Here is a 25,818-nt window from a genome sequence, read left to right as displayed (position 1 = left end):
AGTTCAATGACAGAAATATGAAGGCTGCATCGCTACACCAGCATGTAATACCAGAACAGGGCGACTTCGTCTTTTTCCGGCAAGGCGTTGTAGAGATAACGATCGTATCCGCCCAGGGTAAACCCGTAGTGACGGTAAAACAGACAGGCAGAGACGTTCACATTTTGTGTTTCAAGCCGTAATCCCGGCGCGTTTACGCTCCGGGCCCAGACGTGCGCGGCGGCCATCAGCTTTTGCGCGGCGCCGGTTCGGCGTTTCGTGCGCTCCACGGCGATGTAATCCACCGAAATAAACTTATTCCAGCCGATCGAAGCGGTAATAAATCCGGCTATTTGACCGTCATCCGTTTCAGCAACAAGAAAGATGGCATCCGGATTAACACAGTGGTTTTCAAGGGTTTGGATGTCGAGCTCGTAGGTTTTTATCCAGGGCTCGGCAACGGCTTCGATATGCAAATCACCGTGGATAAAAGGTTCTCTGGCGATGCGGCTAATGGTGAAAGAAAAGTCACAGCATTCAAGGCGTGGGAGATCGGTATTTAATCCTTTTCGAATCTGCATAGTATTCCCGGTAGTGAGTTATTTCATAAAGAATAGACGAAGCGGTTAAATCCGCTGAGCTAACGGACTTTTAATCCTGAACTAAGCTTGTACTTCGTTCCGCGTAAAATGTGGGTCATTCGAGGACAATGAATGGAATTCAGGACATTTCAAAAGCAGTGGGGTGCTGAGTTTATTTCCGATGACGTTGTACGTTTTCGCGTCTGGGCTGAAGGACAGAAAGAACTTACGCTACGTCTGGCCGCCATCGACGTGCCGATGACGGCGGTGGGGCACGGCTGGTTCCAGGCAGACGTTCATGGCGTCACGCACGGTACAGAGTATCAGTTTGTCCTGCAGGACGGCATGGCGGTACCCGACCCGGCATCGCGCGCGCAAAAGGGCGATGTTAACGGCCCCTCCGTCGTTATCGATCCCCGACGCTATCAGCCGGTTAACCGGGACTGGGCAGGGCGGCCGTGGGAAGAGACGGTTATCTACGAGCTGCACATCGGCACCTTTACCCCGGAGGGCACCTTCCGGGCGGCCATTGACAAGCTGCCTTATCTTGCAGAGCTGGGTATCACCCAGCTTGAAGTTATGCCCGTCTCCCAGTTTGGCGGATCCCGCGGCTGGGGCTACGACGGCGTGCTGCTGTATGCCCCGCACTCTGCCTACGGCACGCCGGAGGATTTCCACGCGTTTATCGATGCCGCGCACGGGTTGGGGCTTTCGGTAGTGCTGGATATCGTGCTCAACCACTTCGGCCCGGAGGGGAACTATCTGCCTCTGCTGTCGCCCGCGTTTTTCGATGCGAATCGGATGACGCCGTGGGGCAACGGCATCGCTTACGAGCGCGTGCCGGTGAGGCAGTACATTACCGATGCGCCGCTCTACTGGCTGACGGAATACCGTCTGGACGGCCTGCGCTTTGATGCCATCGACCAGATTAAAGACAGCGAGGAGACGCACATTCTTGAGGAGATTGCCGCGAAGATCCGCGAGGCGCTCCCGCACCGTCACGTTCACCTGACCACGGAAGACAGCCGCAACGTGATTTTCCTGCATCCGCGCGATGAACAGGGCAACACGCCGCTGTTCACCGCCGAGTGGAATGATGACTTCCACAACGCTGCCCACGTGTTTGCTACCGGCGAAACGCACGCCTACTACCAGGATTTTGCCTTTGAGCCGGAGAAAAAGTTCGCTCGTGCGCTGGCGGAAGGGTTTGTCTACCAGGGTGAGATTTCGCTGCAAACCGGGGAATCTCGCGGGGTGGAGTGCAGCACGCAGCCGCCGCAGTTCTTCGTCGATTTTATTCAGAACCACGATCAGACCGGGAATCGCGCCCAGGGCGAGCGGCTTATCACCCTCGCGGGGGCCGATAAGACGCGGGTGCTGCTTGCCGCGCTGCTGCTTTCTCCCCATATCCCGCTGCTGTTTATGGGCGAAGAGTTCGGTGAAACGCACCCGTTCCTGTTCTTCACCGATTTTCACGGCGAACTGGCAAAAGCGGTGCGGGAAGGGCGCGCGAAAGAGTTTACCGGCCACGCCGGGCACGATGAAACCGTCCCGGATCCGAACGACGTGAACACCTTCGTTCGATCAAAGCTCGACTGGCATAAGATTGCCACCGACGAAGGTAAAACGTGGCTGCGCTTCACGCGCCACCTGCTGACGCTGCGCCATCGCCATATCGTTCCGCTTCTGCGTCACGGCGGCACCGTTCAGGGCAAGGTAATCAAGACCGTGCCCGGCATGGCGGTGGTGAGCTGGCACTTCCCGTCCGGGACGCTCTATCTGGCGCTTAATATCGGCCCTAAGCCTGTCGATCTGCCTGTGCTTTCAGGGGAGACGCGCTTTGCCTGGCCGGAGGTAACGGACGTTTTGCCGCCGAACAGTATTGTCGTTCGCTTTGCTGATGGAGACGCATCGTTATGATCCCTTCCGCCACGTACCGTATCCAGTTCCGCAACGGCATGACGTTTGATCGCGCTGTCGAACTGGTGCCGTATCTGAAAGACCTCGGCATCAGCCACCTCTACGCCTCGCCCGTATTTACCGCCACAACGGGTTCCACTCACGGCTATGACGTGACCAACCCGAATGAAATTGATCCCGCGATCGGCGGTCGGGAAGGCTTTGACCGCATGGCCGCGGCGCTCAGGCAGGCCGGCATGGGGCTGATTCTTGATATTGTCCCAAACCATATGTCCACCTCGCTGGAGAACACCTGGTGGCGGGACGTGATTGAATACGGCCAGCAGAGCCGCTATTTCCGCTATTTCGATATCGACGCGTCGCGACCACTGACGCTGCCGTTTCTCGGCGACACCTTTGAGGCGGAGCTGGAGAAGGGGGCTATCACGCTAGAACGTGGCACTGTCACTAATAGAGCCTCTCTGGTCTATTACGACACCGCGTACCCGCTCAACCCGGGCACCTACAGCGAGGAGAAAAGCATTGCCGAACTGCACGACGCGCAAAGCTGGCGGCTGATGTCCTGGCGGGAAGCGCCGAAGCAGCTCTCGTGGCGGCGCTTCTTCGAGATCACCGGTCTGGTGGGCGTTCGGGTTGAAGACGAGGCGGTCTTCGACGATACGCACCGGCTGATCCTTGAGCTGGTTCACGCGGGCGTCGTAGACGGCCTGCGCATTGACCATATTGACGGCCTGGCCGATCCGCTGGGTTATCTGCAGCGCCTGCGGCAGAAAACCGGACCCGACTGCTACATCACGGTCGAGAAAATTCTCGCGAAGGGAGAGCAGCTGCCCACCGACTGGCCGGTTTCCGGTACCACCGGGTACGAGTTTATCGCCTCGCTGGCGGAGGTGCTGGTCGACGACGATAACCTGTCGCGTCTGGAGACCATCCACGACGAGACGCTGGGAATGATGGTCGATCGCCACGCTGAACTGCGCGATGCCAAGGGCCTGATGACCGATCGTAATTTTGAGGGCGAGTTCACCACGCTGCTAAACCTTGCGGACGATCTGGCCCGCCGTAATGAGGTAGCGCTGCCGCGCGAGGAAATCCGTCACGCGCTGCGCGAGTTGCTTATTGCGTTTCCGGTGTACCGCACCTATGGCACTCGCGAGGGGTTAACCCCGCCGGACGTGGCGCTGCTTAGCCGCGTGGTCGCCGGCGTAAATACGTCCGAGGCGGCCCTGAGTCTGATTGTGCGCATTCTTACCGGCGACCTGCCGGAAGATTGCCGCGAGTCCGCCGCGCTTTTCAGAACACGCTTCCAGCAGCTGACCGGGCCGCTGATGGCGAAGTCGGTGGAAGACACGCTGTTTTTCCGCCTTAACCTTGAGCTTGCGCTCAATGAAGTGGGCGCTGACCCGACGCCGCGCGCGTTTTCACTATCCCGCTTTCATCAGGAGATGCGCATTCGTCTGGCCCGTCAGCCGGACGCGCTGCTGGGCACTTCCACGCACGATACCAAGCGCGGAGAAGACGCCCGGGCGCGTCTCTACACCCTGACGGAGGCGCCGGAACGCTGGGGAGAAAATCTCGCCCGCTGGCGGCAGATTAACCAGACCCGGGTGCGTTTTCTTAATGACGGCACCGCGCCGAACGCCGCAGATACCTGGATGATCTACCAGGCGCTGGCGGGCGTCTGGCCTGCCACGCTGTCACCGGACGACGCTGAAGGGCTTGCATCACTGGAGACGCGCTTCCTTGGCTTCCTTGAGAAAGCGCTTCGCGAGGCGAAGCAGCGCACCGACTGGATCGACAGCAACGAGAGCTACGAGAGCGTGGTGTTGAGCTACGCGCGGCACCTGTTGTCCTCGGATAACAGCCTGTTCCTGCACGATTTCAGCGAGGCGATGCAGCCCTTTATCCGCGCCGGGCTGATGAACAGCCTCAGCCAGACGCTGATCAAGCTGACAGCTCCCGGCGTGCCGGATATCTATCAGGGCAGCGAGGCGCTCAACTTTAGCCTGGTCGACCCGGATAACCGACGGGAGCCGGACTTCCCGGCCCTGGTGCAAAACCTCAGCGCGGCGGATGCCACGGTGTTTGACAACCCGGCCTGCTGGCGTGACGGGCGCGTTAAACAGTTCGTTACCGCCACGCTGTTACGACTTCGACCGCATTACGACGCGCTTTTCCGCTACGGCGACTGGCTGCCGCTCAAGGTTTCCGGCGAGCGCGAGGAAAACCTGATTGTCTATGCGCGGGTTAAGGACGACGAGGCGCTGATCGTTGCCGTGCCGCGTCTGGTTTTTGGCGTCACCGATAATCATCAGCTGTGGGTCAATACCACGGTAGCGATACCCGACGAACTGGCCGGGAAGCGCTATCGGGATCTGTTCAGCGGTGAGAGCCGCATTCTGCAAGAGACGCTGGATTTAACGTCAGAAAAGGGATGTGTACTGGTTCTGCTTACCTGCGAATAATCGTGGAGAACAAAAATGGCAAAGGATACTACGTTTGAAATTCGGGCCGGTCATGGCCAACAGCTGGGGGCGAATTATGACGGGAAGGGCGTTAACTTCGCGCTGTTCTCCGCGCACGCTGAGCGGGTGGAGCTCTGTCTGTTTGACCCGTCCGGGAAAACGGAAATCGCCCGGCTGGAGCTGCCGGAATATACCCATGAGGTCTGGCACGGCTATGTGCCCGATCTGAAGCCCGGCGCGCTGTATGGCTATCGCGTCTACGGACCTTACGACCCTGAAAACGGTCACCGTTTTAACCCGCATAAGCTGCTTATCGACCCGTATGCCCGTGAACTGGTGGGCGATATCGACTGGAACGATGCCCATTTCGGCTATGAGCTGGGGCATGACGAGTTAGATTTAAGCTTTGATACGCGGGACAGCGCGCCGTTCACGCCGAAATGCAAGGTTATCGACCCGAACGCTTTCGACTGGCAGGATAACAACCGGCCAAACGTGCCCTGGCCGCATACCGTTGTCTATGAGAGCCACGTCAAGGGCTTTACCCAGATGAACCCGGCCATCCCGCCCGAGCTGCGCGGAACGTTTGAGGGGATGGGACATAAAGCCTCGGTCGACTACATCAAAAGCCTGGGCATTACCTCGGTGGAGCTGCTGCCGGTTCATTGGTTCCCGGACGACCAGCATCTCCTCGACCGTGGCCTGAAAAACTTCTGGGGCTATAACACGCTGGGCTTTTTTGCCCCCGCGTCGCGCTACTACGGCCCGGCGGGGATCCAGGGCTTTCGCGACATGGTGCGCGCCTATCATGACGCGGGCATTGAGGTGATTCTGGACGTGGTCTATAACCACACGGCGGAAGGTAACGAGCTAGGGCCTACGCTCTCGTTTAAGGGGATCGATAACTACAGCTATTACCGAACCCTGCCGGACCAGCACCGTTACTACATCAACGACACCGGGACGGGGAATACGGTCAACACCTCGCACCCGCGTGTGCTACAGATGGTGATGGACTCCCTGCGCTACTGGGCGGAATCGATGCATATTGACGGTTTTCGTTTCGATCTGGGGACGATACTGGGCCGCGAGCCCGAGGGGTTTGACCCACGCGGCGGTTTCTTCGACGCCATGACTCAGGATCCGGTGTTATCGAGACTCAAGCTGATTGGCGAACCCTGGGATATTGGCCCCGGCGGGTATCAGGTCGGCGGTTTCCCGCCGGGCTGGGGGGAGTGGAACGATAAGTATCGTGATACCGTTCGCGAGTACTGGAAGGGGGATAACGTCTCCACCGACTTTGCCGCGCGTCTGCTGGGCTCCGGGGATCTGTACGACCTGCGCGGGCGTCGTCCGTGGGCCAGCGTCAACTTCATCACCGCTCACGACGGCTTTACGCTGAATGATCTGGTGTCGTACAACGAGAAGCATAACGCCGATAACGGAGAGGACAATAACGACGGGCATAACGATAACCGCTCGTACAACTATGGGGAAGAAGGACCGACGGAGAACCCGGATATTATTGCTACACGCGAACGGCAGAAGCGCAATTTCCTGACCACGCTGCTGTTCTCCCACGGCACGCCGATGCTGCTTGCGGGCGACGAGTTTGGCCGCACGCAGAAGGGCAACAACAACGGCTACTGCCAGGACAGCGAGATCTCGTGGATTGACTGGAAGGGGCTCTCCGAAAACGACGCTGCGCTGCGCGAGTTTACTCGTCGTCTCATTGCCCTTCGCGCGCAACAGCCGCTGCTGCGCCGTGAAAGCTGGCGCGACGGGCTGGAGATCCGCTGGTTTAATGCCGGGGGCGGTCCGCAGCAGGCCGAGCAGTGGGATGAAGGTTCGACGCTCGGGGTCTCCATCAGCAGACCGGATCTCAGGCAGGAGGACGGAATCTGGCACGACGTGCTGATGCTGTTTAACCCGTTCGAAGGCACCGTGCCGTTCCAGATCCCGCAGTTTGGCGAAGGGGGATGGGTTCTTGAACTGTCTACGGCGGATGACGCTGCCGCCGGAACAGCAATCACCGACACCGTAGAGTACGAGCTGGCCGGACGCAGCATTACTCTGTTCAGACGTCCGTAGTTCAGAGCGACGCCGCCGCGCGGGCGGCGGTGTCATACAGGGAGGAGATCGCGCGTAACAGCTGCGCGGTTTCGCCGATCGCTTTCCCGGAAATGCCGCTCTCCGCGTGGATGGCAATTAGACACGCTTCCCGCACGTCCCGGTACTTCATGCACAACGCTTTCCCTTCCTCCGTGGTGGAGAAAAAGAGCTCTTTACCCGCTTTCTCACTCGTCACGTAGCCCGCTTTGACCAGCTTCTTCAGGGCATAGGTCACCACGTGGGTATCTTCCACGTTAAGCACGAAACAGATGTCGGCCAGCTTTTTCTTGCGGTCGCGGTGGTTCACGTGATGCAGCAGCGAAACGTCAAAGGCGCCCATATCCGGTTCGCCGGCTGCGGTCATGCAGCGCACCATCCACTTGTTGAACGCGTTGCCGGTCATGATCAGCGCGTACTCCAGCTCTGACAGTTCTGCGCAGCGCTCGGAAACCAGATGGCGGGAAGAGACGATCCGGCCATCGTTGATATCGTCGCGATCGGGTGAAGCACTCTTTTTCGAGGTCATAACGTTCCTTAGCCAGAAATGTAAACTCGTCGATAAAATAAGAACATTTTATTGATAATTTGTTTACATGTTTTTGAGGTTCAGATATAGCTTTTTAGCGCAGGTTTTGTGAAGCCTGACGTAAAACACAACATCGCTCGCCGCAAATTAAAAAAATAGCCGTCGGCGCGCAACGCTCACTTTCGATAGGGTAAACGTTATGGACGGTACTACGCTGTTGCCGCTGATCGGGATACCGATCGTGGTTATTGGTTTTGCACTGCGCTTCAACCCGCTGCTGGTAGTCGTGGTGGCGGGGCTGGCGACGGGCCTGCTGGTCGGGATGGATTTCGGGATGCTGCTGGAAACCTTCGGCGAGAAGTTCGTCAACAGCCGATCGCTGGCGACCTTCATCCTGATCCTGCCGGTGATTGGTCTGCTGGAATACTACGGGCTTAAAGAGCGCGCCCAGGCCTGGGTCGCGAAGATCGCCAGCGCCACCTCGGCGCGTATCCTGATGCTCTACTTCGTGGCACGTGAAGGCACCGCCGCGCTGGGGCTGATGTCGCTGGGCGGCCATGCCCAGACGGTGCGTCCGCTGCTGGCGCCGATGGCTGAAGGGGCCGCCCTGAACGAATACGGCGAGCTGCCGCAGCACATTCGCGACAAAATCAAGGCCCATGCCGCGGCGTGCGACAACATTGCGGTCTTCTTTGGAGAAGACATCTTTATCGCCTTTGGTGCGGTGCTGCTGATCGACGCGTTCCTGAAAGAGAACGGTATTCAGGGCATCGAACCGCTGCATATCGGCCTGTGGGCTATCCCAACCGCGATTGCGGCATTGATTATTCATATGACGCGCCTGCTGCGCCTGGACGCCAGCATCCGTCGCGACGTGATGGCATGGCGTGCAGAGCAGGGAACGCAGGGGGCCGCGCAATGATGACGCTTATCACCATTAACCGTGTGTATTACCTGATCGGCTTTGTCGTGATGCTGCTGGTCGTTATGACCCTGCGCGATCGCGCCAATCCGAAGCGTTTTACCACCGCGCTGTTCTGGTTTTTATTCGGCGGGATCTTCCTGTTCGGTGACCTGATGGTGCAGGAGCTGGGTAAATCGCTGGCGTACCGGATCGTTGGCGGGTGCGTCATCGCTATCGCGCTGCTGGCGGGTTTTGGCCTGGTCGGGAAAGGGCACTACAAAATGGCCTCCGAGGAGGAACGCATTGCCTCGTCAAAGTGCCTTAAAAACTGGCTGTTCCTGCCCGCGCTGATGATCCCGGTGGTAACGGTTATCGGGACGCTGTTCCTGAAAGGGGTGTCGGTTGGCGGCGTGTTCCTGCTCGATCAGAAACAGCTCACCCTGGCGGCGCTGTGCGTGGCCTGCGTCGCGGCGATCCTCACCGGCTGGTGGCTGACGAAGGGGACGCCGCTGCATGCTATTCGCCAGTCTCGTCGTCTTGTCGACACTATCGGCTGGGCGGTGATCCTGCCGCAGATGCTGGCGATGCTCGGCGGCGTGTTCGTCGCGGCCAATACCGGGGATTCGGTGCAGAAGGTGGTCAGCCTGTTCGTGAACCCGGACAGTCGCTTCATGCTGGTGGTGATTTATTGCGTGGGGATGGCGCTGTTTACCATGATCATGGGTAACGCCTTTGCCGCTTTCCCGGTGCTGAGTGCGGGGATCGCCTTACCGTTCCTGATCAACGTGCATCACGGCAACCCGGCGCCGCTGCTGGCGATTGGCATGTACGCGGGCTACTGCGGCACGCTGATGACGCCGATGGCCGCGAACTTCAATATTGTTCCCGCCGCCTTGCTGGAGCTGAAAGACAAATATCAGGTGATCAAGATCCAGATCCCGACCGCGTTAACCCTGCTGGTGGTGAACGTGTTCCTCATGTATTTCCTCGTGTTTCGCTAAGGAGCTGTTATGGAATTGACGCAACATCAGGCTGACGCGTTTGCCCGCATGCCTTTAACCTATTTGCGCCAGGAATACCCAAACCACATCATGCACCTGCTGAATGATGATGGTGACGTTCTGCCGCCGCGCGAGCTGCACCCGATTTTCTACGGCTGTTTCGACTGGCACTCGGCGGTGCACGGCTACTGGCTGCTGCTGCGCTGCGTGCGCCTCTATCCGGAGCTGCCGAGCCGGGACGCGATCTTCGCGCTTTTCGACGAACACCTGACGGAAAAGAACGTGGCGAAAGAGCTGGCCTATTTCACCGCGCCGTTCCGCGCCTCGTTTGAGCGCCCGTATGGCTACGGCTGGCTGCTGGCACTGGCTCAGGAGCTGAAACAGTCGTCGCTGCCGCAGGCCGCAGTCTGGTATCAAACGCTTGAGCCGCTAACGCAGGATATTCGTAACCGGCTGGTGGATTACCTCAGCAAGCTCACCTATCCGATCCGCGTCGGGACGCACTACAACACGGCGTTTGCCCTCGCGCTGGGGCTGGACTACGCCCGAGTCGTAGAAGATAGCGCGCTTGAGCAGGCGATTGTCACGGCGGCGGAGCGGTTTTATCGCGCCGACACGCGCTATCCTGCCCACTACGAACCCGGCGGGGATGAGTACATTTCCGGGGCGCTGACGGAAGCGCTGCTGATGAGCAAGGTTTTGGAAGATTTCCCGGCCTGGTTTGACGCGTTTCTGCCGGATGTTGGATCCGTTGCGGCGCTGATGAACCCGGCGGAGGTGAGCGACCGTACCGATCCGAAAATCGCCCATCTCGACGGATTAAACCTCAGCCGCGCGTGGTGTATGAAGCATATTGCTAAAGCGCTTCCGGCAAACCACCCGGCGCAGCAGGCGCTGCGTGATGCCGTGTCGAAACACCTGACGGCAAGCGTCGAGCACGTGGTGGGCAGCCACTACAGCGGCGGGCACTGGCTGGCGAGCTTTGCGCTGCTGGCGCTGGAGTAAACGAGCGAGTCGTCTTTTTTGCCGGGTGACGCTGCGCTTACCCGGCCTGCATTGTGCAAGCGTAGCGCCGCCGGGCGAATCAGGCTGATGCCCGAACCGCAGGGCGCAAACGACTCGCGCTAAACAAAACCGACCCCGTCGAGGCGATGACGGCGATCCACAGCGCAAAATGCACGGCCCGGTCATGGTCTGATTCGGTCGTCGCAAGCAGCACGCCCACCGCGGCGGCACCAAGACACTGGCCAAATGTCCTCACAATCGACAACACGCCGGAGGCATAGCTGGCATATTCCCGCGCCACGTTAGCGAGCATTTCCCGGTTATTGGGGCTCTGGAAGCAGCCAAACCCAATCCCGCACACCAGACTGCGCAGGCAGATATTCCATACGGAAGGGCTGTCCGGCAACGTCGCCAGCAGAACCAGCCCACCGACAAAAATCATCAGCCCGACAGTCGAGATCAGCGGCGCGGAAAGGGTATCCGCCCAGCGCCCCGCGTGCGGCGCGATCAGCACGATGCCAATCGGCCACGGGGTGAACAGCAGCGCCGAAACCACCGGGCTGTAGCCATACACGCTCTGAAACAGGAACGGCAGCGCGACAAAGGTAATGCCCTGGCTGACAAACGAGGCCAGCGAGGTCAGGGCTGCAAGCGTAAAGCACCCATTTTTGAAAATAACGGGCGGCAGTATGGGACTTTGCGCGCGCCGAATACGCCAGATAAAGGCGAGGGCGCTGGCCAGCGTGAGGAGCCCCCAGCCTGTGGCCGCCGGGTTGATACTTTGCGTTATGTGCTGAAGGCTGTCGGCCAGCATGATTGCAGAACCTAACAGCACGGCGGAGAGCACGGCGCCCGGCGTATCAAAGGGGGACCGATCAACGTCCGGCTGGCGCGGTAACGCCCGCCACGCCAGCAGCAGGGCAACGCTGCCCGGGATGATGTTAATGGCGAACAGCCACTGCCAGCTCAGCGCGTCCAGTATGGTTCCGCCCAGGACAGGGGAAATCGCCGTGCTGGAGGCGATAAGCAGGGCGTGCAGCCCCAGAATTCGGCCAAGCAGTCGACCCGGAAATACGGATCGCAGGATCGCCGGGGCGATACTCAGGGTGGCCGCCCCGCCGATGCCCTGCAGAATACGCATGCCGATCAACATGTCGGGCGTCTTCGCCAGCGCGCAGCCGAGCGAGGTGAGCGTAAAGGTGGCAAGCCCGGCAAGAAACACCGGGCGATAGCCCACTCGCGCCGCCAGCGCCGCGAAGATGGCCAGCGTCATGGCCGCTGACAGCAGATAGCCGTTGGCAAACCAAACCGCAACGTTCGCGGGCACCTGCATTGCCTTTGCCATGGAGGGCAGCGCGATGTTGATCATGGTGCCGTCAAAGACGCCCATCAGCGTGGTGGTCATGACGGCGGCCATCACCCTGGCGCGTTCATGACCGGGTAATCCTTCATCGCCGGGCAGGTTTGAAAATAGCGTCATCGTCGTTACTCCGGATAAGAATAGTGATGACGAAACTATAATCATGGGGTATACAGGGCGGAAGACGCAGCGTTTGCACTTTATCGTTGCATAGAACGCCTTATCTGAGGAGCCATCGTGTCCGATCCTGACTTTAACCTTCTGGTTGCGCTCGACGTTCTGCTGGCCGAGGCCAGCGTGGCGGGCGCGGCGCGACGTTTGAACCTGAGCACCTCCGCCATGAGCCGTACCCTGAGCAGGCTGCGGGAGGTGACAGGCGATCCTATCCTGGTGCGGGCTGGTCGGCAGATGGTGCTGACCCCCTGGGCTGAAGCCACGCGGGACCGAGCCCGAAGCGCCGTGCATGAGGCGAGAGCGGTGCTCCAGCCCTCCACCGACACGCTGAAGGTGGAAAGTCTCGAGCGGCTGTTCACCATCCGGGCCAACGACGGTTTTGTGGTGGCGTTTGGGCCACTGCTCATAGCCGCCGTGGCGAGCGTTGCGCCCGGAGTGTGCATCCGCTTCGCTCCCAAACCAGAGAAAACGTCGCGCTATTTGCGGGAGGGGCTTGTCGACCTGGAGATCGGCGTGCAGAACAATATGGGGCCAGAAATACGCCTGCAGCGGCTTTTTCAGGATCGGTTTGTTGGCGCGATGCGCAAGGGGCATCCGCTGTCGTCACAGCCTGATGTCAGCCTTGACGATTATGTCGCGTGGGGCCATGTGGTGGCGTCGCCTGATGGGGCATTACACGGGTCTGTTGACGATGCGCTGGCGGAACGGGGGATGAAACGAAAGATCGCCAGTGTGGTGCCTGGATTCCCGACGGCGTTATCCGTGGCGCTGGCCTCCGATCTTATTGCTATGGTTCCGGCGTTGTACCTGCTCAATCAGGCGATGACCGAGCGCGTGCACGTCTTTGAACTGCCCTTTAAGACCCGCACCATTACGGTGTCACAGATGTGGCATCCTCGCATGGAGCGGGACCCGGCGCATCGCTGGCTCAGGGAAAAGGTCCTTGAGGTGTGCCGCGCTGTTTGCTGACGCTCAGAACACTTTTCCGGGCACGGTGAGGATGAAGCGCGTCGACACCGCATCCGATTCCACGCGGACTTTGCCGTGGTGCGCCGTGACGATGGACTTCACGATGGCAAGCCCAATTCCGCTGCCTTCACCTTTGCGCTGTCTGGACGGATCGACGCGATAAAAACGGTCAAACAGCTTTGGCAGATGCGCCTGCGGGATCGGCGTGCCGGGGTTTTCTGTCACCAGCTCAACGTCGTTATCCCGTTTTCTGATGGAGACCGTTACCGTTTTCCCTTCCGGCGTATAGCGCAGGGCGTTGGAGAGCAGGTTATTGATTGCTCTTCTGAACATCTGCGGATCGCCTTCTATCAGGCAGGGCATCCCGTTAAATTTCAGTGAGATGTGGCGTTCTTCCGCCCAGGCTTCGAAGAAATCGAACACTTTCATGACCTCGGCGCTTAAATCAAACATCACCCGGTCTGGGATCAGCTGGTTATTATCCGCCTGCGCCAGAAAAAGCATATCGCTGACCATGCGGGTCATCCGGTTGTACTCTTCCAGGCTGGAGTAGAGGACATCTTCCAGCTCTTTCTGAGAGCGGTTCTGGCTCAACGCAATTTCCGTTTGCGTCACCAGGTTGGTGATGGGGGTTCTGATTTCGTGGGCGATATCGGCGGAAAAATTCGCCTGCCGGGTAAAGACATCTTCAATTTTCCCAATCATATGGTTGAAGGAGATCACCAGCTGTTCCAGCTCAACGGGCACGCGGGACGGCTCCAGCCGCGCATCCAGATTTTCGGAGGTGATATTTTTAATGGCGGTGCTGACGTTACGCAGGGGCAAGTGTCCCTGGCGCACCGCGATACGAATAACCAGCACAATCAGCAGGCTGATCGCTGCGGCTATGGCAAAAAGATTCTTCTTCAGCGCCTCAAGGTAGTGGAGATGAAAATTTATCGAGAGCCCGATCAGCATGACGTAGTTCTGGGTTTTGCCCTGCAGTGTCGCCGTGCCTGAAGAGGCGATAATTCGGTAGGTTTGCATCTTCATGTCGGACCCGGCGTGCAGGGGGGCGGCAGGGTCTTCAACCGTCCAGAGAAACACATCCTGTGCACGACGGTGTGCGCTAAAGTTCGCCGTATTCATCGCCGGGCGCAGTGCCGCCCCTTGCGCCGAGCTGAACAGGGTATTGCCCTGCGGATCCAGAAGCAGGACGGCCACGTTGCGGTAGCTGGCGACCGACTCTTTAATCTTGCTGATTTTCTTTTGGTCGGGATCGGCCGGAGACTGGAGGATGCGATGCATCGCGCTGCTGATCTGCTGTAAGTCGCTTATGTCCTGCTCGGCGAAATGCTTTTCAACGGAATGGAGCATAAACCAGGTAAAGGCGAAAAAGGCCAGTATCGTGGAGAGGCTGATAAAAAAGGTCAGCCGCAAGGCAAGAGAAAAAGGGCGCCTGGGAAGCTTAACGTGCATCCGGTACCTCCAGCATATAACCCACGCCGCGCACCGTCTGGATCAGCTTCGGTTCAAAATCGTTATCGATCTTTGCGCGCAGCCGCTTTACTGCCACGTCAATTGCGTTCGTGTCGCTGTCAAAGTTCATGTCCCACACCTGGGAGGCAATCAGGGAGCGGGGAAGTACCTCTCCCTGATGACGCAGGAAAAACTCCAGCAGGCTGAACTCTTTGCTGGTGAGCAGGATACGATTGCCCGCCCGGCTGACCTTTCGCGATACGAGGTCAACCGTCAGGTCAGCCGCCTGGAGCTGGCTTTCCGCGATCACCGTATTCCCGCGTCTTAACAGCGTCCTTACCCTGGCGAGCAGCTCAGCGAAGGCGAACGGCTTAATGAGATAATCATCCGCGCCCAGCTCAAGCCCTTTAACCCGGTGTTCAATCGTTCCGAGAGCCGTGAGTAACAGGATGGGCATCCCTTTACCGGCCGAGCGAAGCATGCGGACAATATCCCAGCCGTTCACATCGGGCAGCATGATATCCAGAATCAGCAGATCGTATTCAGCGGTCATGGCGAGGTGGTAGCCGTTCAGGCCGTTATCCGCGTGGTCCACGACAAACCCCGCTTCCGTCAGCCCCTTGCTGAGGTACTCACCGGTTTTCATTTCATCTTCGACGATCAGTATTTTCATCGTGCTCCCCCTGACTGGCTGCTGACGACATTCTAGTGAGCCTGCGACCGTTAACAATGACTTACGCTAAAAATGACAACATTGTCATTATCCTGTCACCCGTCAAACAGGATGCGTTCCGTAGAGTAACCCTAAAACTACTCTGGACTTCATTTAAACCGTTATGTTCCTGTTAAAACGACTAAGCATCAGTACGGTATTTATTCTGGCAGGCTGCGTCTCGCTGGCGCCTGAATACCAGCGGCCGGAAGCACCGGTACCCCAGCAGTTTTCGCTTTCCCGTAACGGCCTGATGCCCGCGGCGGCGGGGTACCAGGACACCGGCTGGCGACGCTTTTTTGTCGATCCCCAGGTCGCCGGGCTGATTACAGAAGCCCTGAAGAACAACCGGGATATAAAAATGGCCGCCCTGAAGGTTGAGGAAGCCCGGGCACAGTTAAACGTGACGGATGCGGATCGTTATCCTCAACTGAATGCCTCCTTGGGCATCACGTACAGCGGCGGGCTGAAAAGTGACAAACCCACTTCACAACAGTATGACGCGGGGCTAGCGCTTAGCTACGAGCTCGACTTTTTCGGCAAGCTGAAAAACATGAGCGAGGCCGATCGACAAAACTATTTTGCCAGCGAAGAGGCCCGTCGCGCGGTGCATATCCTGCTCGTCTCTAATGTGTCGCAGAGCTATTTCAACCAGCAACTGGCGTATAAACAGCTGCGTATTGCGCGGGATACGCTGGCCAATTATCAGCACTCCTATGCGTTCGTTGAGCAGCAGCTGGTGACGGGCAGCACGAACGTCCTGGCGCTGGAACAGGCCCGGGGACAGATCGAAAGCACGCAGGCAGAGATTGCCAAAAGAGAGGGGGAGCTGGCGCAGGCCAATAATGCCCTGCAGCTGCTCCTCGGCACGTATCGCGCGCTGCCGGGCGACGGCAGCATGAACGCCAGCGACGTTGCGCCGGTAAAACTACCTCCCCATCTTTCCTCCGCGATACTGCTGCAACGCCCGGATATTATGGAGGCGGAGTATCAGCTTAAAGCGGCCGATGCCAATATCGGCGCGGCACGTGCTGCTTTTTTCCCGTCCATTTCGCTGACCAGCGGGCTTTCAACCGGCAGCACGGAGTTGTCCAGCCTGTTCACGTCAGGGAGCGGGATGTGGAATTTTATTCCTAAAATCGAAATTCCCATTTTTAATGCGGGCAGGAATAAGGCCAACCTGAAGCTGGCCGAGATTCGCCAGCAGCAGTCGGTTGTGAATTACGAACAAAAAATTCAGTCCGCCTTCAAACAGGTTGCCGACGCGCTCGCGCTGCGGGACAGCATTAATCAGCAAGTTGAAGCGCAGCAGCGTTATCTTGATTCGCTGCAAATTACCCTGCAGCGGGCCAGAGGATTATATTCCAGCGGTGTGGTCAGCTATATCGAGGTGCTCGACGCGGAACGTTCTCTTTTCTCCACGCAGCAAACCATTCTCGACCTTATTTACGCCCGCCAGGTGAATGAGATTAATCACTTCACCGCGCTCGGCGGCGGTTGGGTTGAATAACTTCATTAAAGAGGAAAATAAAAATGCGTAATTCACTTAAAGCCGTTGTATTCGGTGCGGTCTCTATTGTGTTTTCTGCCAGCCTCCAGGCTGAGGTTCATCAGCACGAGATGGTCAGTGCTGCCAGTGAAGGGACCTCAGAGCAGCTCATCACCGGGACCGGTATCGTGAAGGACATTGATCTCACGAACAAAAAAGTGACGATTTCTCATGAAGCCATCCCGGCGATTGGCTGGCCCGCGATGACCATGCGTTTCACCTTTATTCAGGCTGATGAGAGTATCAATGCCTTAAAAGTCGGCAGTCACGTTGATTTTTCGTTTATTCAGCAGGGCAATATCTCTTTACTGAAGAGCATTAAATAGCGAGAAACAGCATGGCCTCATTAAAAATAAAATATGCTGCCATGATAGTCAGCAGCCTAATTGCGGGAGGGCTGATATCGGTGACGGCCTGGCAGGCTATTCATTCCTTTGAAAAAACAGAAAATAGCGCACCAGAAAGAAAGGTGCTTTTCTGGTATGACCCGATGAAGCCCGACGTGAAATTCGATAAGCCCGGTAAATCGCCGTTTATGGATATGGATCTGGTGCCGAAATATGCGGATGAAAACGACAATAAAATCAGTGTCGGTATCCGTATTGACCCGACCCAGGTTCAGAACCTCGGATTAAAAACGCAAAAGGTGACGCGCGGAACGCTGAATTATGCTCAGACCATCCCGGCTAACGTTAGCTATAACGACTATCAGTTCGTCATTGTGCAGGCGCGCGCGGAAGGCTTCGTGGAGAAAGTGTACCCGCTGACGACGGGCGATAAGGTGAAGAAAGGCACGCCACTTATTGATATTACCATTCCTGACTGGGTAGAGGCGCAGAGCGAGTTTCTGCTGTTATCCGGCACCGGCGGAACGCCGACGCAAATAAAAGGCGTTCTGGAACGTCTTCGCCTGGCGGGTATGCCGGATGAGGATATTCAGAGGCTGCGTGCCACCCGAACGATCCAGACCCGCTTTACCATCAAGGCGCCGATCGACGGAGTGATCACGGCTTTTGACCTGCGTACCGGTATGAATATTTCCAAAGATAAGGTAGTGGCGCAAATTCAGGGGATGGATCCGGTCTGGATCGGCGCGGCAGTGCCTGAATCCATTGCTTATCTGCTGAAAGATACCTCGCAGTTTGCTGTTTCGGTACCGGCTTATCCGGATAAAACCTTCCCGGTTGAAAAATGGAGTCTTCTGCCGAGCGTGGACCAGACCACCCGCACGCTGCAGGTTCGCCTGCAGGTCTCTAACAAGGACGAGCTGCTGAAACCGGGCATGAACGCCTACCTGAAGCTGAATACCCAAAGTCAGGAGATGCTGCTGATCCCCTCCCAGGCCGTTATCGATACTGGCAAAGAACAGCGCGTTATTACGGTAGATGCGGACGGGAATTTTGTCCCGAAAAGGATCCACGTTCTGCACGAATCTCAGCAGCAGTCCGGCATTGGCTCTGGCCTGAATGAAGGGGATTCAGTCGTGGTCAGCGGCCTGTTCCTGATTGACTCGGAGGCCAATATTACCGGCGCGCTGGAGCGCATGCGTCACGCTGAAGCTGCTGACGGCGCGCATTCCGGCCATTAAGGAGACGATGATGATTGAATGGATTATCCGGCGGTCAGTCGCCAACCGTTTCCTGGTCATGATGGGGGCGCTGTTCCTCAGCGTCTGGGGGACATGGACCATCATCAACACCCCGGTCGATGCCTTGCCCGATCTCTCTGACGTTCAGGTGATTATCAAAACCAGCTATCCCGGCCAGGCACCGCAGATTGTTGAAAACCAGGTGACCTATCCACTGACTACCACCATGCTCTCCGTGCCCGGCGCAAAGACCGTGCGCGGTTTTTCGCAGTTTGGCGATTCGTACGTGTATGTCATTTTTGAAGACGGCACCGATCTGTACTGGGCCCGGTCCCGCGTGCTGGAGTATCTGAATCAGGTTCAGGGCAAACTGCCTGCGGGCGTGAGCTCTGAAATCGGCCCTGATGCCACGGGCGTGGGCTGGATATTCGAGTATGCGCTGGTGGATCGCAGCGGAAAACACGATCTCGCAGAGTTGCGCTCGCTGCAGGACTGGTTCCTGAAATTTGAACTGAAAACAATCCCGAACGTGGCTGAAGTGGCGTCGGTGGGCGGCGTAGTTAAGCAGTATCAGATTCAGGTCAATCCGTTAAAACTGGCTCAGTACGGCGTTAGCCTGCCTGAGGTTAAGCAGGCCCTTGAGTCGTCTAACCAGGAGGCGGGAGGATCGTCAGTTGAAATGGCGGAAGCGGAGTATATGGTCCGGGCCAGCGGTTATCTGCAGACTCTGGATGATTTCAATAACATTGTCCTGAAAACCGGAGAGAACGGGGTACCGATTTACCTTCGTGATGTTGCCCGCGTACAGGCGGGACCGGAAATGCGGCGCGGTATTGCGGAGCTGAACGGGCAGGGGGAAGTCGCTGGTGGTGTGGTGATCCTGCGTTCGGGCAAAAACGCGCGTGAAGTCATTACGGCGGTAAAAGATAAGCTGGAGACGCTGAAGGCCAGCCTGCCGCAAGGCGTTGAGATTGTGACCACCTACGATCGCAGCCAACTGATCGACCGGGCAATCGACAACCTGAGTTCCAGGCTGCTCGAAGAGTTTATCGTGGTGGCCATTGTCTGCGCGCTGTTCCTGTGGCACGTTCGCTCTGCGCTGGTCGCGATTGTCTCTCTGCCGCTGGGCCTGTGTATTGCCTTTATCGTCATGCATTTCCAGGGGCTGAACGCCAATATTATGTCCCTGGGAGGCATTGCCATTGCGGTCGGCGCGATGGTGGATGCCGCTATCGTCATGATTGAAAACGCGCACAAGCGGTTAGAAGAGTGGGATCACCAGCATCCGGGAGAGCAGATTGATAACGCCACGCGCTGGAAGGTGATTACCAACGCCTCTGTCGAAGTTGGCCCCGCGCTGTTTATCAGCCTGCTGATCATCACCCTGTCATTCATTCCCATTTTCACCCTGGAGGGACAGGAAGGGCGGCTGTTTGGTCCGCTGGCCTTCACCAAAACGTACTCCATGGCGGGCGCGGCTGCGCTTGCCATCATTGTTATTCCTATTTTGATGGGGTTCTGGATCAGGGGCAAGATTCCCGCTGAGACCAGTAACCCATTGAACAGGCTGCTGATTAAAGCCTATCACCCGTTGCTTATCAGGGTTCTTCACTGGCCAAAAACAACGCTGTTAGTCGCAGCCTTATCGATCCTCACGGTGATCTGGCCGCTCAGCCAGGTGGGCGGCGAGTTTTTACCGAAGATCAACGAAGGCGATCTGCTGTATATGCCCTCAACATTGCCGGGCGTTTCTCCGGCAGAAGCGGCCGCACTGTTACAGACCACGGACAAGTTAATTAAAACCGTGCCTGAAGTGGCCTCAGTTTTCGGCAAGACGGGTAAAGCCGAAACGGCTACGGATTCCGCGCCGCTCGAAATGGTGGAAACCACCATTCAGCTCAAGCCTGAGAATGAGTGGCGGTCCGGCATGACGATTGACAAGATTATTGACGAGCTCGACAAGACCGTTCGGTTGCCCGGTCTGGCGAATCTCTGGGTTCCGCCGATCCGCAATCGGATAGACATGCTTTCCACCGGGATCAAAAGCCCGATTGGTATCAAGGTGTCCGGTACCGTGTTGTCTGATATCGACGCGACGGCGCAAAGCATCGAGACGGTAGCGAAAACCGTGCCGGGCGTGGTGTCTGCCCTGGCTGAACGTCTGGAGGGCGGGCGCTACATTGATGTCGATATCAACCGGGAAAAAGCCTCCCGCTACGGAATGACGGTGGGTGACGTGCAGCTGTTTGTCTCCTCGGCCATCGGCGGGGCGACGGTGGGTGAAACTGTGGAGGGCGTTGCCCGGTACCCGATTAATATTCGCTATCCTCAGGATTACCGGAACAGCCCGAACGCGTTGAAGCAGATGCCGATCCTGACGCCGATGAAACAGCAGATCACGCTGGGCGATGTGGCTGATATTAAGGTCGTATCTGGCCCGACCATGCTGAAAACGGAGAATGCGCGTCCTGCCAGCTGGATTTACATCGATGCCCGTGGCAGGGATATGGTGTCGGTGGTGAACGACATGAAGACGGCCATCAGCCAGAACGTGAAGCTGAAGCCGGGAACCAGCGTGTCATTCTCCGGCCAGTTTGAGCTCCTCGAACATGCCAACAAGAAGCTGAAGCTGATGGTGCCGATGACGGTGATGATCATCTTTATTCTGCTGTATCTGGCGTTCCGTCGCGTGGAAGAAGCGTTGCTAATCCTGATGAGTCTGCCGTTCGCCCTGGTCGGAGGCATTTGGTTCCTGTACTGGCAGGGCTTCCACATGTCTGTCGCAACCGGCACCGGGTTTATCGCTCTGGCGGGGGTCGCGGCAGAGTTTGGGGTGGTCATGCTGATGTATTTACGTCATGCCATTGAGGAGAATCCGGCGTTGTCCCATCGGGACACGTTCACCGAGCAGGAGCTTGATGACGCGCTTTATCATGGCGCCGTGCTGCGCGTGCGGCCGAAGGCGATGACCGTGGCGGTGATTATTGCCGGTCTGCTGCCCATTCTCTGGGGAACCGGTGCCGGGTCAGAGGTCATGAGCAGGATAGCGGCGCCTATGATTGGCGGGATGATCACGGCGCCGCTGCTGTCGCTGTTTATTATTCCTGCGGCGTATAAGTTGATTTGGTTGCGCAGGTATAAAACAAACACAGCCATTTGTTGAGATGACAGGGGAGTTAATACCTGATAAATTAGCTATTCAATAACCTATTCATAAAGCTATTCAATGCCATGATAAATCGATCCGAAACGCTACGACAATTGCTGAGACAAGGCCCTGTATCGGTAAAGCAACTCACTGATATTATGGGTATTAGTCAGCCTACTGTTTCGCGTTCGATTAAAGCGCTTGGCGATGAGGTTGTTCGCATTGGCGCTGGTCCATCTATTCACTATGTGCTTCGGGATACGCATCGTGGATTCAGTTCGGCTCCTGTCTACCGAATATCGGAAGAGGGTCAGGTTAAATCGCTGGGTAAACTCATTCCGGTTTATCCCGACGGATTTGTAATGGAGCAAGCGGATAATATATGCCTCCATAGCGATGGGTTGCCGTGGTGGTTGTTTGACATGCGGCCTCAGGGATACCTTGGCCGCGCGTATGCCTCCCGGTTTTCATCCGAGCTGGGCCTGCCGCCGAATCCTGAGAACTGGAGCGACACTGAGGTTATCAGGGCCTTGCTGGCTCATGGACACGATGCGGTGGGCAACCTGCTAATCGGTGAGCAGGCGCGGAATCATTTTATAGAGATGCCGTCTCCTGTTGCAGTGGACCGGGCAACCGCATACCCGTCGTTGGCGCAGGCCGTGAGCGCCGGCGATGTACCGGGTTCCTCTGCTGGCGGTGAGCAGCCGAAATTCTGTACTTATACAGAACGTGGCCACGTCATTGTGAAATTCACGGCACCTGACGATAACCCTGTAAGTGAACGTTGGCGAGATTTGCTGCTGGCGGAACATCTGGCGCTGAGCGTGCTTGGCGTCGAAACAGAGGTGTTTGATTTTGGAGGACAGCGCTTCCTTGAAATCCCACGGTTCGACCGTACGGGGCCGCTTGGTCGTAAGGGGCTTTTTTCTTTACGTGCGCTTGAGGCGGAATTTGTCGGCCGGGCAAGAGAGGCCTGGCCAGTTCTGGTTAATGAGCTGGCAAATCAGGGCTGCGTTCACCCGGATGCGGTCGCCCGCACCTCACGGCTTTGGGCGTTTGGCATGCTGATCGGCAATACCGACATGCACCATGGAAATCTGTCGTTTATCAGTTCCCATGGACGGCCATATGATCTTGCGCCAGCCTATGACATGCTGCCCATGGGATTTGCCCCGAAATCAGGAGGCGCACTGGTGAATACGCTGCGTCCGGCCATGCTTATTGACGCGATCGCGGGAGAAACCTGGCATGAAGCACTGGCGCTGGCCGAGCGCTTTTATACACTGGCCACCGGTTGCAGCCGTTTTTCGGCCAATTTTGCGCCATGTCTTGCCGCATTGCGCAGCCATCTGGACGAGGCGAGATTAAAGGTGTCGCGTCTTGGATAATGAGCGCGGTATTTTTACGGGGTGCATACTTAGTGCGGCATGTGTGCATCGCGAGTTTTCCCGATCAGCTAAGGAAGAGGGTGTTTCTTATGGATAAACCCAGGATGCAACTGAAGGAATTGAGGTTAGGGTAACGGCCATATTTGATTTAACTATTCTGGGTTTGAGGAATATACATAATTTACTTCAGCACCAGAAACAGTATAACAAACCGTTTTAAATGGATATTAATCAAATGGCAATTCAAACTCACAGTTATGAACTCAGTTTTAGTTCATAACTGTGTTAAACGCTGTCCAGAAATCACTCGATGTTACGTCTGTTAGTTCATGAATTGTTCGTTCTAATTTTATGATGTACTTCAGGTTTTCGTGTTAAGTAATATTACCTTTTACTCGATGAGCGATTGCTTAATACCTCTCCGACAACAGGAGCAGCGGTAAATGCGTTTGGCCAGCCAGCGTAAAACGCGGCTTGGGTAACGATCTCCCCAGCTTCCTCAGCAGAAAGTCCATTATCCATCGCTCTGTTGAGGTGATAGCCAATCTGCGCGCTCTGTCCAGATGCGATTAACGCGCTGACCGTAATCAGGCTTCTGTCGCGGGGTTTCAGCGCGGGTCTTTGCCAGAGATCCAGGAACAGTGGGTCAGCAGTAAATTTAACCAGACCAGGTGATATCGGTCCCACGTTTTTTTCCACTGTCTCTGAACGCTGCTTTTCTGCTTCCTGATTGAGAGGAAGCAGGTCCGGAGAAGCTTCAGGAAGTGCATCTGCCGTGACGCCACGAGATTCAAATACTGCTTTGGTCACGCTGACGGCTGACATTGCATTTGGCCAACCTGAGTAGAACGCCAGATGGGTAATGATTTCTGACAATTCCGCTGGCGTAACGCCATTATCAAGGGCAATGTCTATATAGTGCTTAAGGTCGCCAGGCTGGTTTCTGGCAATTAGCATGGCGACGGTCACCATACTACGATCTCTGGGCGAGAGGGCATCGCGTGTCCACAGATCTTCAGTAATAGCTTCTCGACCAAAGCGGGCAAGAGCCGGTGAGACAGAACGAATATCAGCTTCAGGAGTCGCTGAAGGTTCAATTTTCATCATAGCTTTACCTCTTGTTTCCTCAGCATTAGCAAAATCAGAAATAACAAGCGACATGGCCGCCACTGCAATTACGCTTTTCATGTTAATCCTCACTGGTCAACGGTGCGGATCCTGTGTGATTCCGCCTTTGTTATGAAGAAATACCGGTTTTACCGGGATAGCGTCCTTACTGGCGCTCATATGCGCCGTTTGCCTGAGATAGTCCCGGAAGTGTGGCGTTTGTCGGTGCAGTTGATACGCTTCCTCACTGGCGTAAACCTCATAGAAATACCAGCGGTTTGGCGTCTGTGAGTCTGTAGCGGCATACATGGCTAACACGCCTTTCTCAACGTTGAGCGACTCAGCCATTTCAGGCAGAACGATGTTTTTAAATTCGGTCTGAAATTCAGGCTTTACCTCAACGATCACCAGATTATTAATGGTTCGCTCATTCGGTAGGATGTGTTTGTCCCCCAGAAATTGGGGCTCCAGAGTGATTTTATTTTTCCGATCGATAATGTCAGGTGCCAGGGCAGCGAATGCCTTGTACGGTTCAGCATTCAGATGTTTGCGGTAAGCACGCTCGTTTTCATAGAGTTCGACCATGAATGCCTGACGTGGATTGTCGCTTCGTTGCAGGGCGTACATCGCCAGCGTACCTGCTTCATGATCAACCGAAGCGGAAATCGTCTGCCTGGCCACGTCTGCAAAAACTTTGTCCCGATCGGGTCTGACGCCAAGCTCGAAGATATTCATCACGGGCTTATTCTGCGTGTCCGGTTTTGTTGCAAAGACAGGGCTGCTTATTAGCATACAAATTAAAAACATAAGGGGCTTTTTCACGTTGATCCTTTTACTAAAATTACTGTTTGCTACCGCGTCCAGACCTGCTTAACGTCTTTCGTTTGCGGCGTGTTTTGCGCCATGATCCCCGTCAGAACGTGCGGCTGGTAGGTTTCTTCCAGAAACCGGATTTCCTGCGGGCTCAGTTGAAGATTTACGGCGTTTACCGCGCCATCGACGTGATCTTTTTTTGTGGCCCCTACGACAGGTGACGTGACTTTTGTCAGCAGCCAGGCGAGTGAGATTTCCGTCAAGGACACCTGATGTCGTTCAGCAAGTTCGGCGACACGCTCAATAATGAGCCGATCCTGTTCAGCCGTGCTGTCATATTTCCCGCGCGCATAATCATCCTCCGTGGCTCGCCGCGTGTGGCCTTCTTTCCGGGAGAGACGACCGCTGGCCAGCGCGCTATAGGGGGTCATGGCGATATCATCTTCAGCGCACAGACCGAAGAGCTCTCGTTCATCTTCACGCATAATCAGGTTGTAGTGGCTTTGCACGGAAACAAAGGGCGTCAGCCCTTCGCGTTCGGCAAGGGCGTTCGCTTTCGCCAGCTGCCAGGCATAGCAATTGGAAATACCAATAGCGCGCACTTTGCCCGCAGTAACGGCGGCATGAAGCGCTTCAATCACCTCAATAACGGGCGTGTTGTAATCCCAGATGTGGTAGATGTAGAGGTCGATGTAGTCCATCCCCAGATTCTGCAGGCTCTGGTCGAGCGATCGGGCTATTGCCTCTTTTCCGCCGATCCCCGCGGCAATTTGCGCGGCGGTTCGCGGCAGAAACTTGGTGGCCAGCACCACATCCTCGCGTTTTGCCATCTCCCGCAGCGCCCGGCCAACGTATCGCTCACTGGAGCCGTTCTGATAGGCGATGGCGGTATCGTAAAAATTGATACCCTTTTCGAGACCGTAGCGGATGATGTCCCGGCTTGCTGTTTCGTCCAGCGTCCAGCGATGCTGGCCCGTTAACGGGTCGCCAAACCCCATACATCCCATACAGATGCGGGAGACCAGTAAGTCACTTTTACCGAGCCGGGTATACTGCATC

At 56.6% G+C, this 25,818-nt stretch carries 20 protein-coding genes; 12 read left to right on the top strand and 8 right to left on the bottom strand.

The window, feature by feature from the left end; genetic code table 11:
- Positions 1-32 precede the first annotated feature (32 nt).
- On the bottom strand, positions 33-560 hold the full coding sequence (locus AB8818_RS02700; protein ID WP_116339824.1) for a GNAT family N-acetyltransferase: 528 nt from the start codon (positions 558-560) through the stop codon (positions 33-35).
- A 132-nt stretch (positions 561-692) separates the two neighbouring features.
- Here AB8818_RS02700 and treZ point away from each other — a divergent pair, with 132 nt between their 5' ends.
- Genes treZ through glgX form a run of 3 tightly spaced genes read left to right on the top strand, consistent with a single transcriptional unit; the run spans position 693 to position 7,036 of the window.
- The gene (gene treZ, locus AB8818_RS02695) at positions 693-2,480 is read left to right on the top strand and encodes a malto-oligosyltrehalose trehalohydrolase (protein ID WP_371199745.1); all 1,788 of its coding nucleotides are present in this window, start codon (positions 693-695) and stop codon (positions 2,478-2,480) included.
- Positions 2,477-4,945 carry a malto-oligosyltrehalose synthase gene (treY, locus tag AB8818_RS02690; protein WP_371199744.1) on the top strand — a complete coding sequence of 823 codons (2,469 nt, stop codon included), beginning with the start codon at positions 2,477-2,479 and terminating at the stop codon, positions 4,943-4,945. The genes treZ and treY overlap by 4 nt, the downstream gene beginning before the upstream one ends.
- Before the next feature lie 15 nt (positions 4,946-4,960).
- Entirely contained in the window at positions 4,961-7,036 is a 2,076-nt protein-coding gene (gene glgX / locus AB8818_RS02685; protein ID WP_192982273.1) for a glycogen debranching protein GlgX, read from the top strand.
- Position 7,037: 1 nt separating this feature from the next.
- Here the strand turns inward: glgX and AB8818_RS02680 are convergent, their stop codons facing one another.
- A complete protein-coding gene (locus tag AB8818_RS02680) occupies positions 7,038-7,583 on the bottom strand; it encodes a winged helix DNA-binding protein (protein ID WP_116339832.1) in 546 nt (181 codons plus the stop codon).
- A gap of 199 nt (positions 7,584-7,782) precedes the next feature.
- On the opposite strand from AB8818_RS02680, the gene AB8818_RS02675 reads away from it, so the two are divergent.
- The 3 genes from AB8818_RS02675 to AB8818_RS02665 are packed head-to-tail and all read left to right on the top strand — an operon-like array spanning position 7,783 to position 10,493.
- Positions 7,783-8,505: a DUF969 domain-containing protein gene (locus AB8818_RS02675; RefSeq protein WP_192982276.1), complete on the top strand. Its 723-nt coding sequence runs from the start codon at positions 7,783-7,785 to the stop codon at positions 8,503-8,505.
- A complete protein-coding gene (locus AB8818_RS02670) occupies positions 8,502-9,488 on the top strand; it encodes a DUF979 domain-containing protein (RefSeq protein ID WP_192982278.1) in 987 nt (328 codons plus the stop codon). The genes AB8818_RS02675 and AB8818_RS02670 overlap by 4 nt, the downstream gene beginning before the upstream one ends.
- Before the next feature lie 9 nt (positions 9,489-9,497).
- Positions 9,498-10,493 (top strand): DUF2891 domain-containing protein, encoded by a 996-nt coding sequence (locus tag AB8818_RS02665; protein WP_192982281.1) that lies wholly within the window; start codon positions 9,498-9,500, stop codon positions 10,491-10,493.
- 79 nt (positions 10,494-10,572) lie between these two features.
- Here the strand turns inward: AB8818_RS02665 and AB8818_RS02660 are convergent, their stop codons facing one another.
- Entirely contained in the window at positions 10,573-11,973 is a 1,401-nt protein-coding gene (locus AB8818_RS02660; protein ID WP_163329434.1) for an MFS transporter, read from the bottom strand.
- A 117-nt stretch (positions 11,974-12,090) separates the two neighbouring features.
- Between AB8818_RS02660 and AB8818_RS02655 the strand changes: the two genes are divergently transcribed.
- On the top strand, positions 12,091-12,996 hold the full coding sequence (locus AB8818_RS02655) for a LysR family transcriptional regulator (RefSeq protein WP_371199743.1): 906 nt from the start codon (positions 12,091-12,093) through the stop codon (positions 12,994-12,996).
- Positions 12,997-12,999: 3 nt separating this feature from the next.
- Here the strand turns inward: AB8818_RS02655 and AB8818_RS02650 are convergent, their stop codons facing one another.
- Together AB8818_RS02650 and AB8818_RS02645 are read right to left on the bottom strand one after the other, a co-directional pair.
- A complete protein-coding gene (locus AB8818_RS02650; RefSeq protein ID WP_192982286.1) occupies positions 13,000-14,454 on the bottom strand; it encodes a Cu(+)/Ag(+) sensor histidine kinase in 1,455 nt (484 codons plus the stop codon).
- Positions 14,444-15,127: a copper/silver response regulator transcription factor gene (locus tag AB8818_RS02645; protein ID WP_116339845.1), complete on the bottom strand. Its 684-nt coding sequence runs from the start codon at positions 15,125-15,127 to the stop codon at positions 14,444-14,446. Before AB8818_RS02645 ends, AB8818_RS02650 begins: the two co-directional genes overlap by 11 nt.
- A gap of 163 nt (positions 15,128-15,290) precedes the next feature.
- Between AB8818_RS02645 and AB8818_RS02640 the strand changes: the two genes are divergently transcribed.
- The 5 genes from AB8818_RS02640 (at position 15,291) to yjjJ (ending at position 22,839) form a co-directional block, all read left to right on the top strand.
- Positions 15,291-16,676: an efflux transporter outer membrane subunit gene (locus tag AB8818_RS02640; RefSeq protein WP_192982288.1), complete on the top strand. Its 1,386-nt coding sequence runs from the start codon at positions 15,291-15,293 to the stop codon at positions 16,674-16,676.
- Between the two features lie 23 nt (positions 16,677-16,699).
- Positions 16,700-17,041, top strand: a complete 342-nt coding sequence (gene cusF / locus AB8818_RS02635; protein ID WP_192982290.1) for a cation efflux system protein CusF — start codon at positions 16,700-16,702, stop codon at positions 17,039-17,041.
- 11 nt (positions 17,042-17,052) lie between these two features.
- The gene (locus AB8818_RS02630; protein ID WP_192982292.1) at positions 17,053-18,303 is read left to right on the top strand and encodes an efflux RND transporter periplasmic adaptor subunit; all 1,251 of its coding nucleotides are present in this window, start codon (positions 17,053-17,055) and stop codon (positions 18,301-18,303) included.
- A gap of 10 nt (positions 18,304-18,313) precedes the next feature.
- Positions 18,314-21,466: a Cu(+)/Ag(+) efflux RND transporter permease subunit SilA gene (gene silA / locus AB8818_RS02625; protein WP_192982506.1), complete on the top strand. Its 3,153-nt coding sequence runs from the start codon at positions 18,314-18,316 to the stop codon at positions 21,464-21,466.
- A gap of 68 nt (positions 21,467-21,534) precedes the next feature.
- Positions 21,535-22,839 (top strand): type II toxin-antitoxin system HipA family toxin YjjJ, encoded by a 1,305-nt coding sequence (gene yjjJ, locus AB8818_RS02620; RefSeq protein WP_192982294.1) that lies wholly within the window; start codon positions 21,535-21,537, stop codon positions 22,837-22,839.
- A 384-nt stretch (positions 22,840-23,223) separates the two neighbouring features.
- Here yjjJ and AB8818_RS02615 read toward each other — a convergent pair whose 3' ends face one another.
- From AB8818_RS02615 to AB8818_RS02605, 3 genes are read right to left on the bottom strand one after another with little or no spacing between them, the layout of a single operon-like run.
- Complete coding sequence (locus tag AB8818_RS02615) at positions 23,224-24,027, bottom strand: carboxymuconolactone decarboxylase family protein (RefSeq protein ID WP_192982296.1); 804 nt, start codon at positions 24,025-24,027, stop codon at positions 23,224-23,226.
- A gap of 15 nt (positions 24,028-24,042) precedes the next feature.
- Positions 24,043-24,738, bottom strand: coding sequence for an antibiotic biosynthesis monooxygenase (locus tag AB8818_RS02610; protein WP_316387395.1), 696 nt, complete (start codon positions 24,736-24,738; stop codon positions 24,043-24,045).
- Between the two features lie 59 nt (positions 24,739-24,797).
- On the bottom strand, positions 24,798-25,817 hold the full coding sequence (locus AB8818_RS02605; protein WP_192982299.1) for an aldo/keto reductase: 1,020 nt from the start codon (positions 25,815-25,817) through the stop codon (positions 24,798-24,800).
- Position 25,818 lies beyond the last annotated feature (1 nt).

It is taken from the genome of Enterobacter sp. KB-280D8 (genome assembly GCF_041399405.1).
Classification (GTDB): Bacteria; Pseudomonadota; Gammaproteobacteria; order Enterobacterales; family Enterobacteriaceae; genus Enterobacter; species Enterobacter cloacae_N.
Note: the sequence above shows the minus strand (reverse complement) of the source record. Positions and strands in the feature narration are given on the sequence as shown.

Coding starts and splice junctions, on each gene's coding strand:
- AB8818_RS02650 (WP_192982286.1), bottom strand. CDS start 14,454: ATGCACGTTAAGCTTCCCAGGCGCCCTTTTTCTCTTGCCTTGCGGCTG.
- treZ (WP_371199745.1), top strand. CDS start 693: ATGGAATTCAGGACATTTCAAAAGCAGTGGGGTGCTGAGTTTATTTCC.
- AB8818_RS02645 (WP_116339845.1), bottom strand. CDS start 15,127: ATGAAAATACTGATCGTCGAAGATGAAATGAAAACCGGTGAGTACCTC.
- AB8818_RS02665 (WP_192982281.1), top strand. CDS start 9,498: ATGGAATTGACGCAACATCAGGCTGACGCGTTTGCCCGCATGCCTTTA.
- AB8818_RS02615 (WP_192982296.1), bottom strand. CDS start 24,027: ATGAAAAGCGTAATTGCAGTGGCGGCCATGTCGCTTGTTATTTCTGAT.
- treY (WP_371199744.1), top strand. CDS start 2,477: ATGATCCCTTCCGCCACGTACCGTATCCAGTTCCGCAACGGCATGACG.
- AB8818_RS02675 (WP_192982276.1), top strand. CDS start 7,783: ATGGACGGTACTACGCTGTTGCCGCTGATCGGGATACCGATCGTGGTT.
- AB8818_RS02680 (WP_116339832.1), bottom strand. CDS start 7,583: ATGACCTCGAAAAAGAGTGCTTCACCCGATCGCGACGATATCAACGAT.
- AB8818_RS02670 (WP_192982278.1), top strand. CDS start 8,502: ATGATGACGCTTATCACCATTAACCGTGTGTATTACCTGATCGGCTTT.
- yjjJ (WP_192982294.1), top strand. CDS start 21,535: ATGATAAATCGATCCGAAACGCTACGACAATTGCTGAGACAAGGCCCT.
- silA (WP_192982506.1), top strand. CDS start 18,314: ATGATTGAATGGATTATCCGGCGGTCAGTCGCCAACCGTTTCCTGGTC.
- AB8818_RS02640 (WP_192982288.1), top strand. CDS start 15,291: ATGTTCCTGTTAAAACGACTAAGCATCAGTACGGTATTTATTCTGGCA.
- cusF (WP_192982290.1), top strand. CDS start 16,700: ATGCGTAATTCACTTAAAGCCGTTGTATTCGGTGCGGTCTCTATTGTG.
- AB8818_RS02700 (WP_116339824.1), bottom strand. CDS start 560: ATGCAGATTCGAAAAGGATTAAATACCGATCTCCCACGCCTTGAATGC.
- AB8818_RS02605 (WP_192982299.1), bottom strand. CDS start 25,817: ATGCAGTATACCCGGCTCGGTAAAAGTGACTTACTGGTCTCCCGCATC.
- AB8818_RS02660 (WP_163329434.1), bottom strand. CDS start 11,973: ATGACGCTATTTTCAAACCTGCCCGGCGATGAAGGATTACCCGGTCAT.
- AB8818_RS02630 (WP_192982292.1), top strand. CDS start 17,053: ATGGCCTCATTAAAAATAAAATATGCTGCCATGATAGTCAGCAGCCTA.
- glgX (WP_192982273.1), top strand. CDS start 4,961: ATGGCAAAGGATACTACGTTTGAAATTCGGGCCGGTCATGGCCAACAG.
- AB8818_RS02610 (WP_316387395.1), bottom strand. CDS start 24,738: ATGCTAATAAGCAGCCCTGTCTTTGCAACAAAACCGGACACGCAGAAT.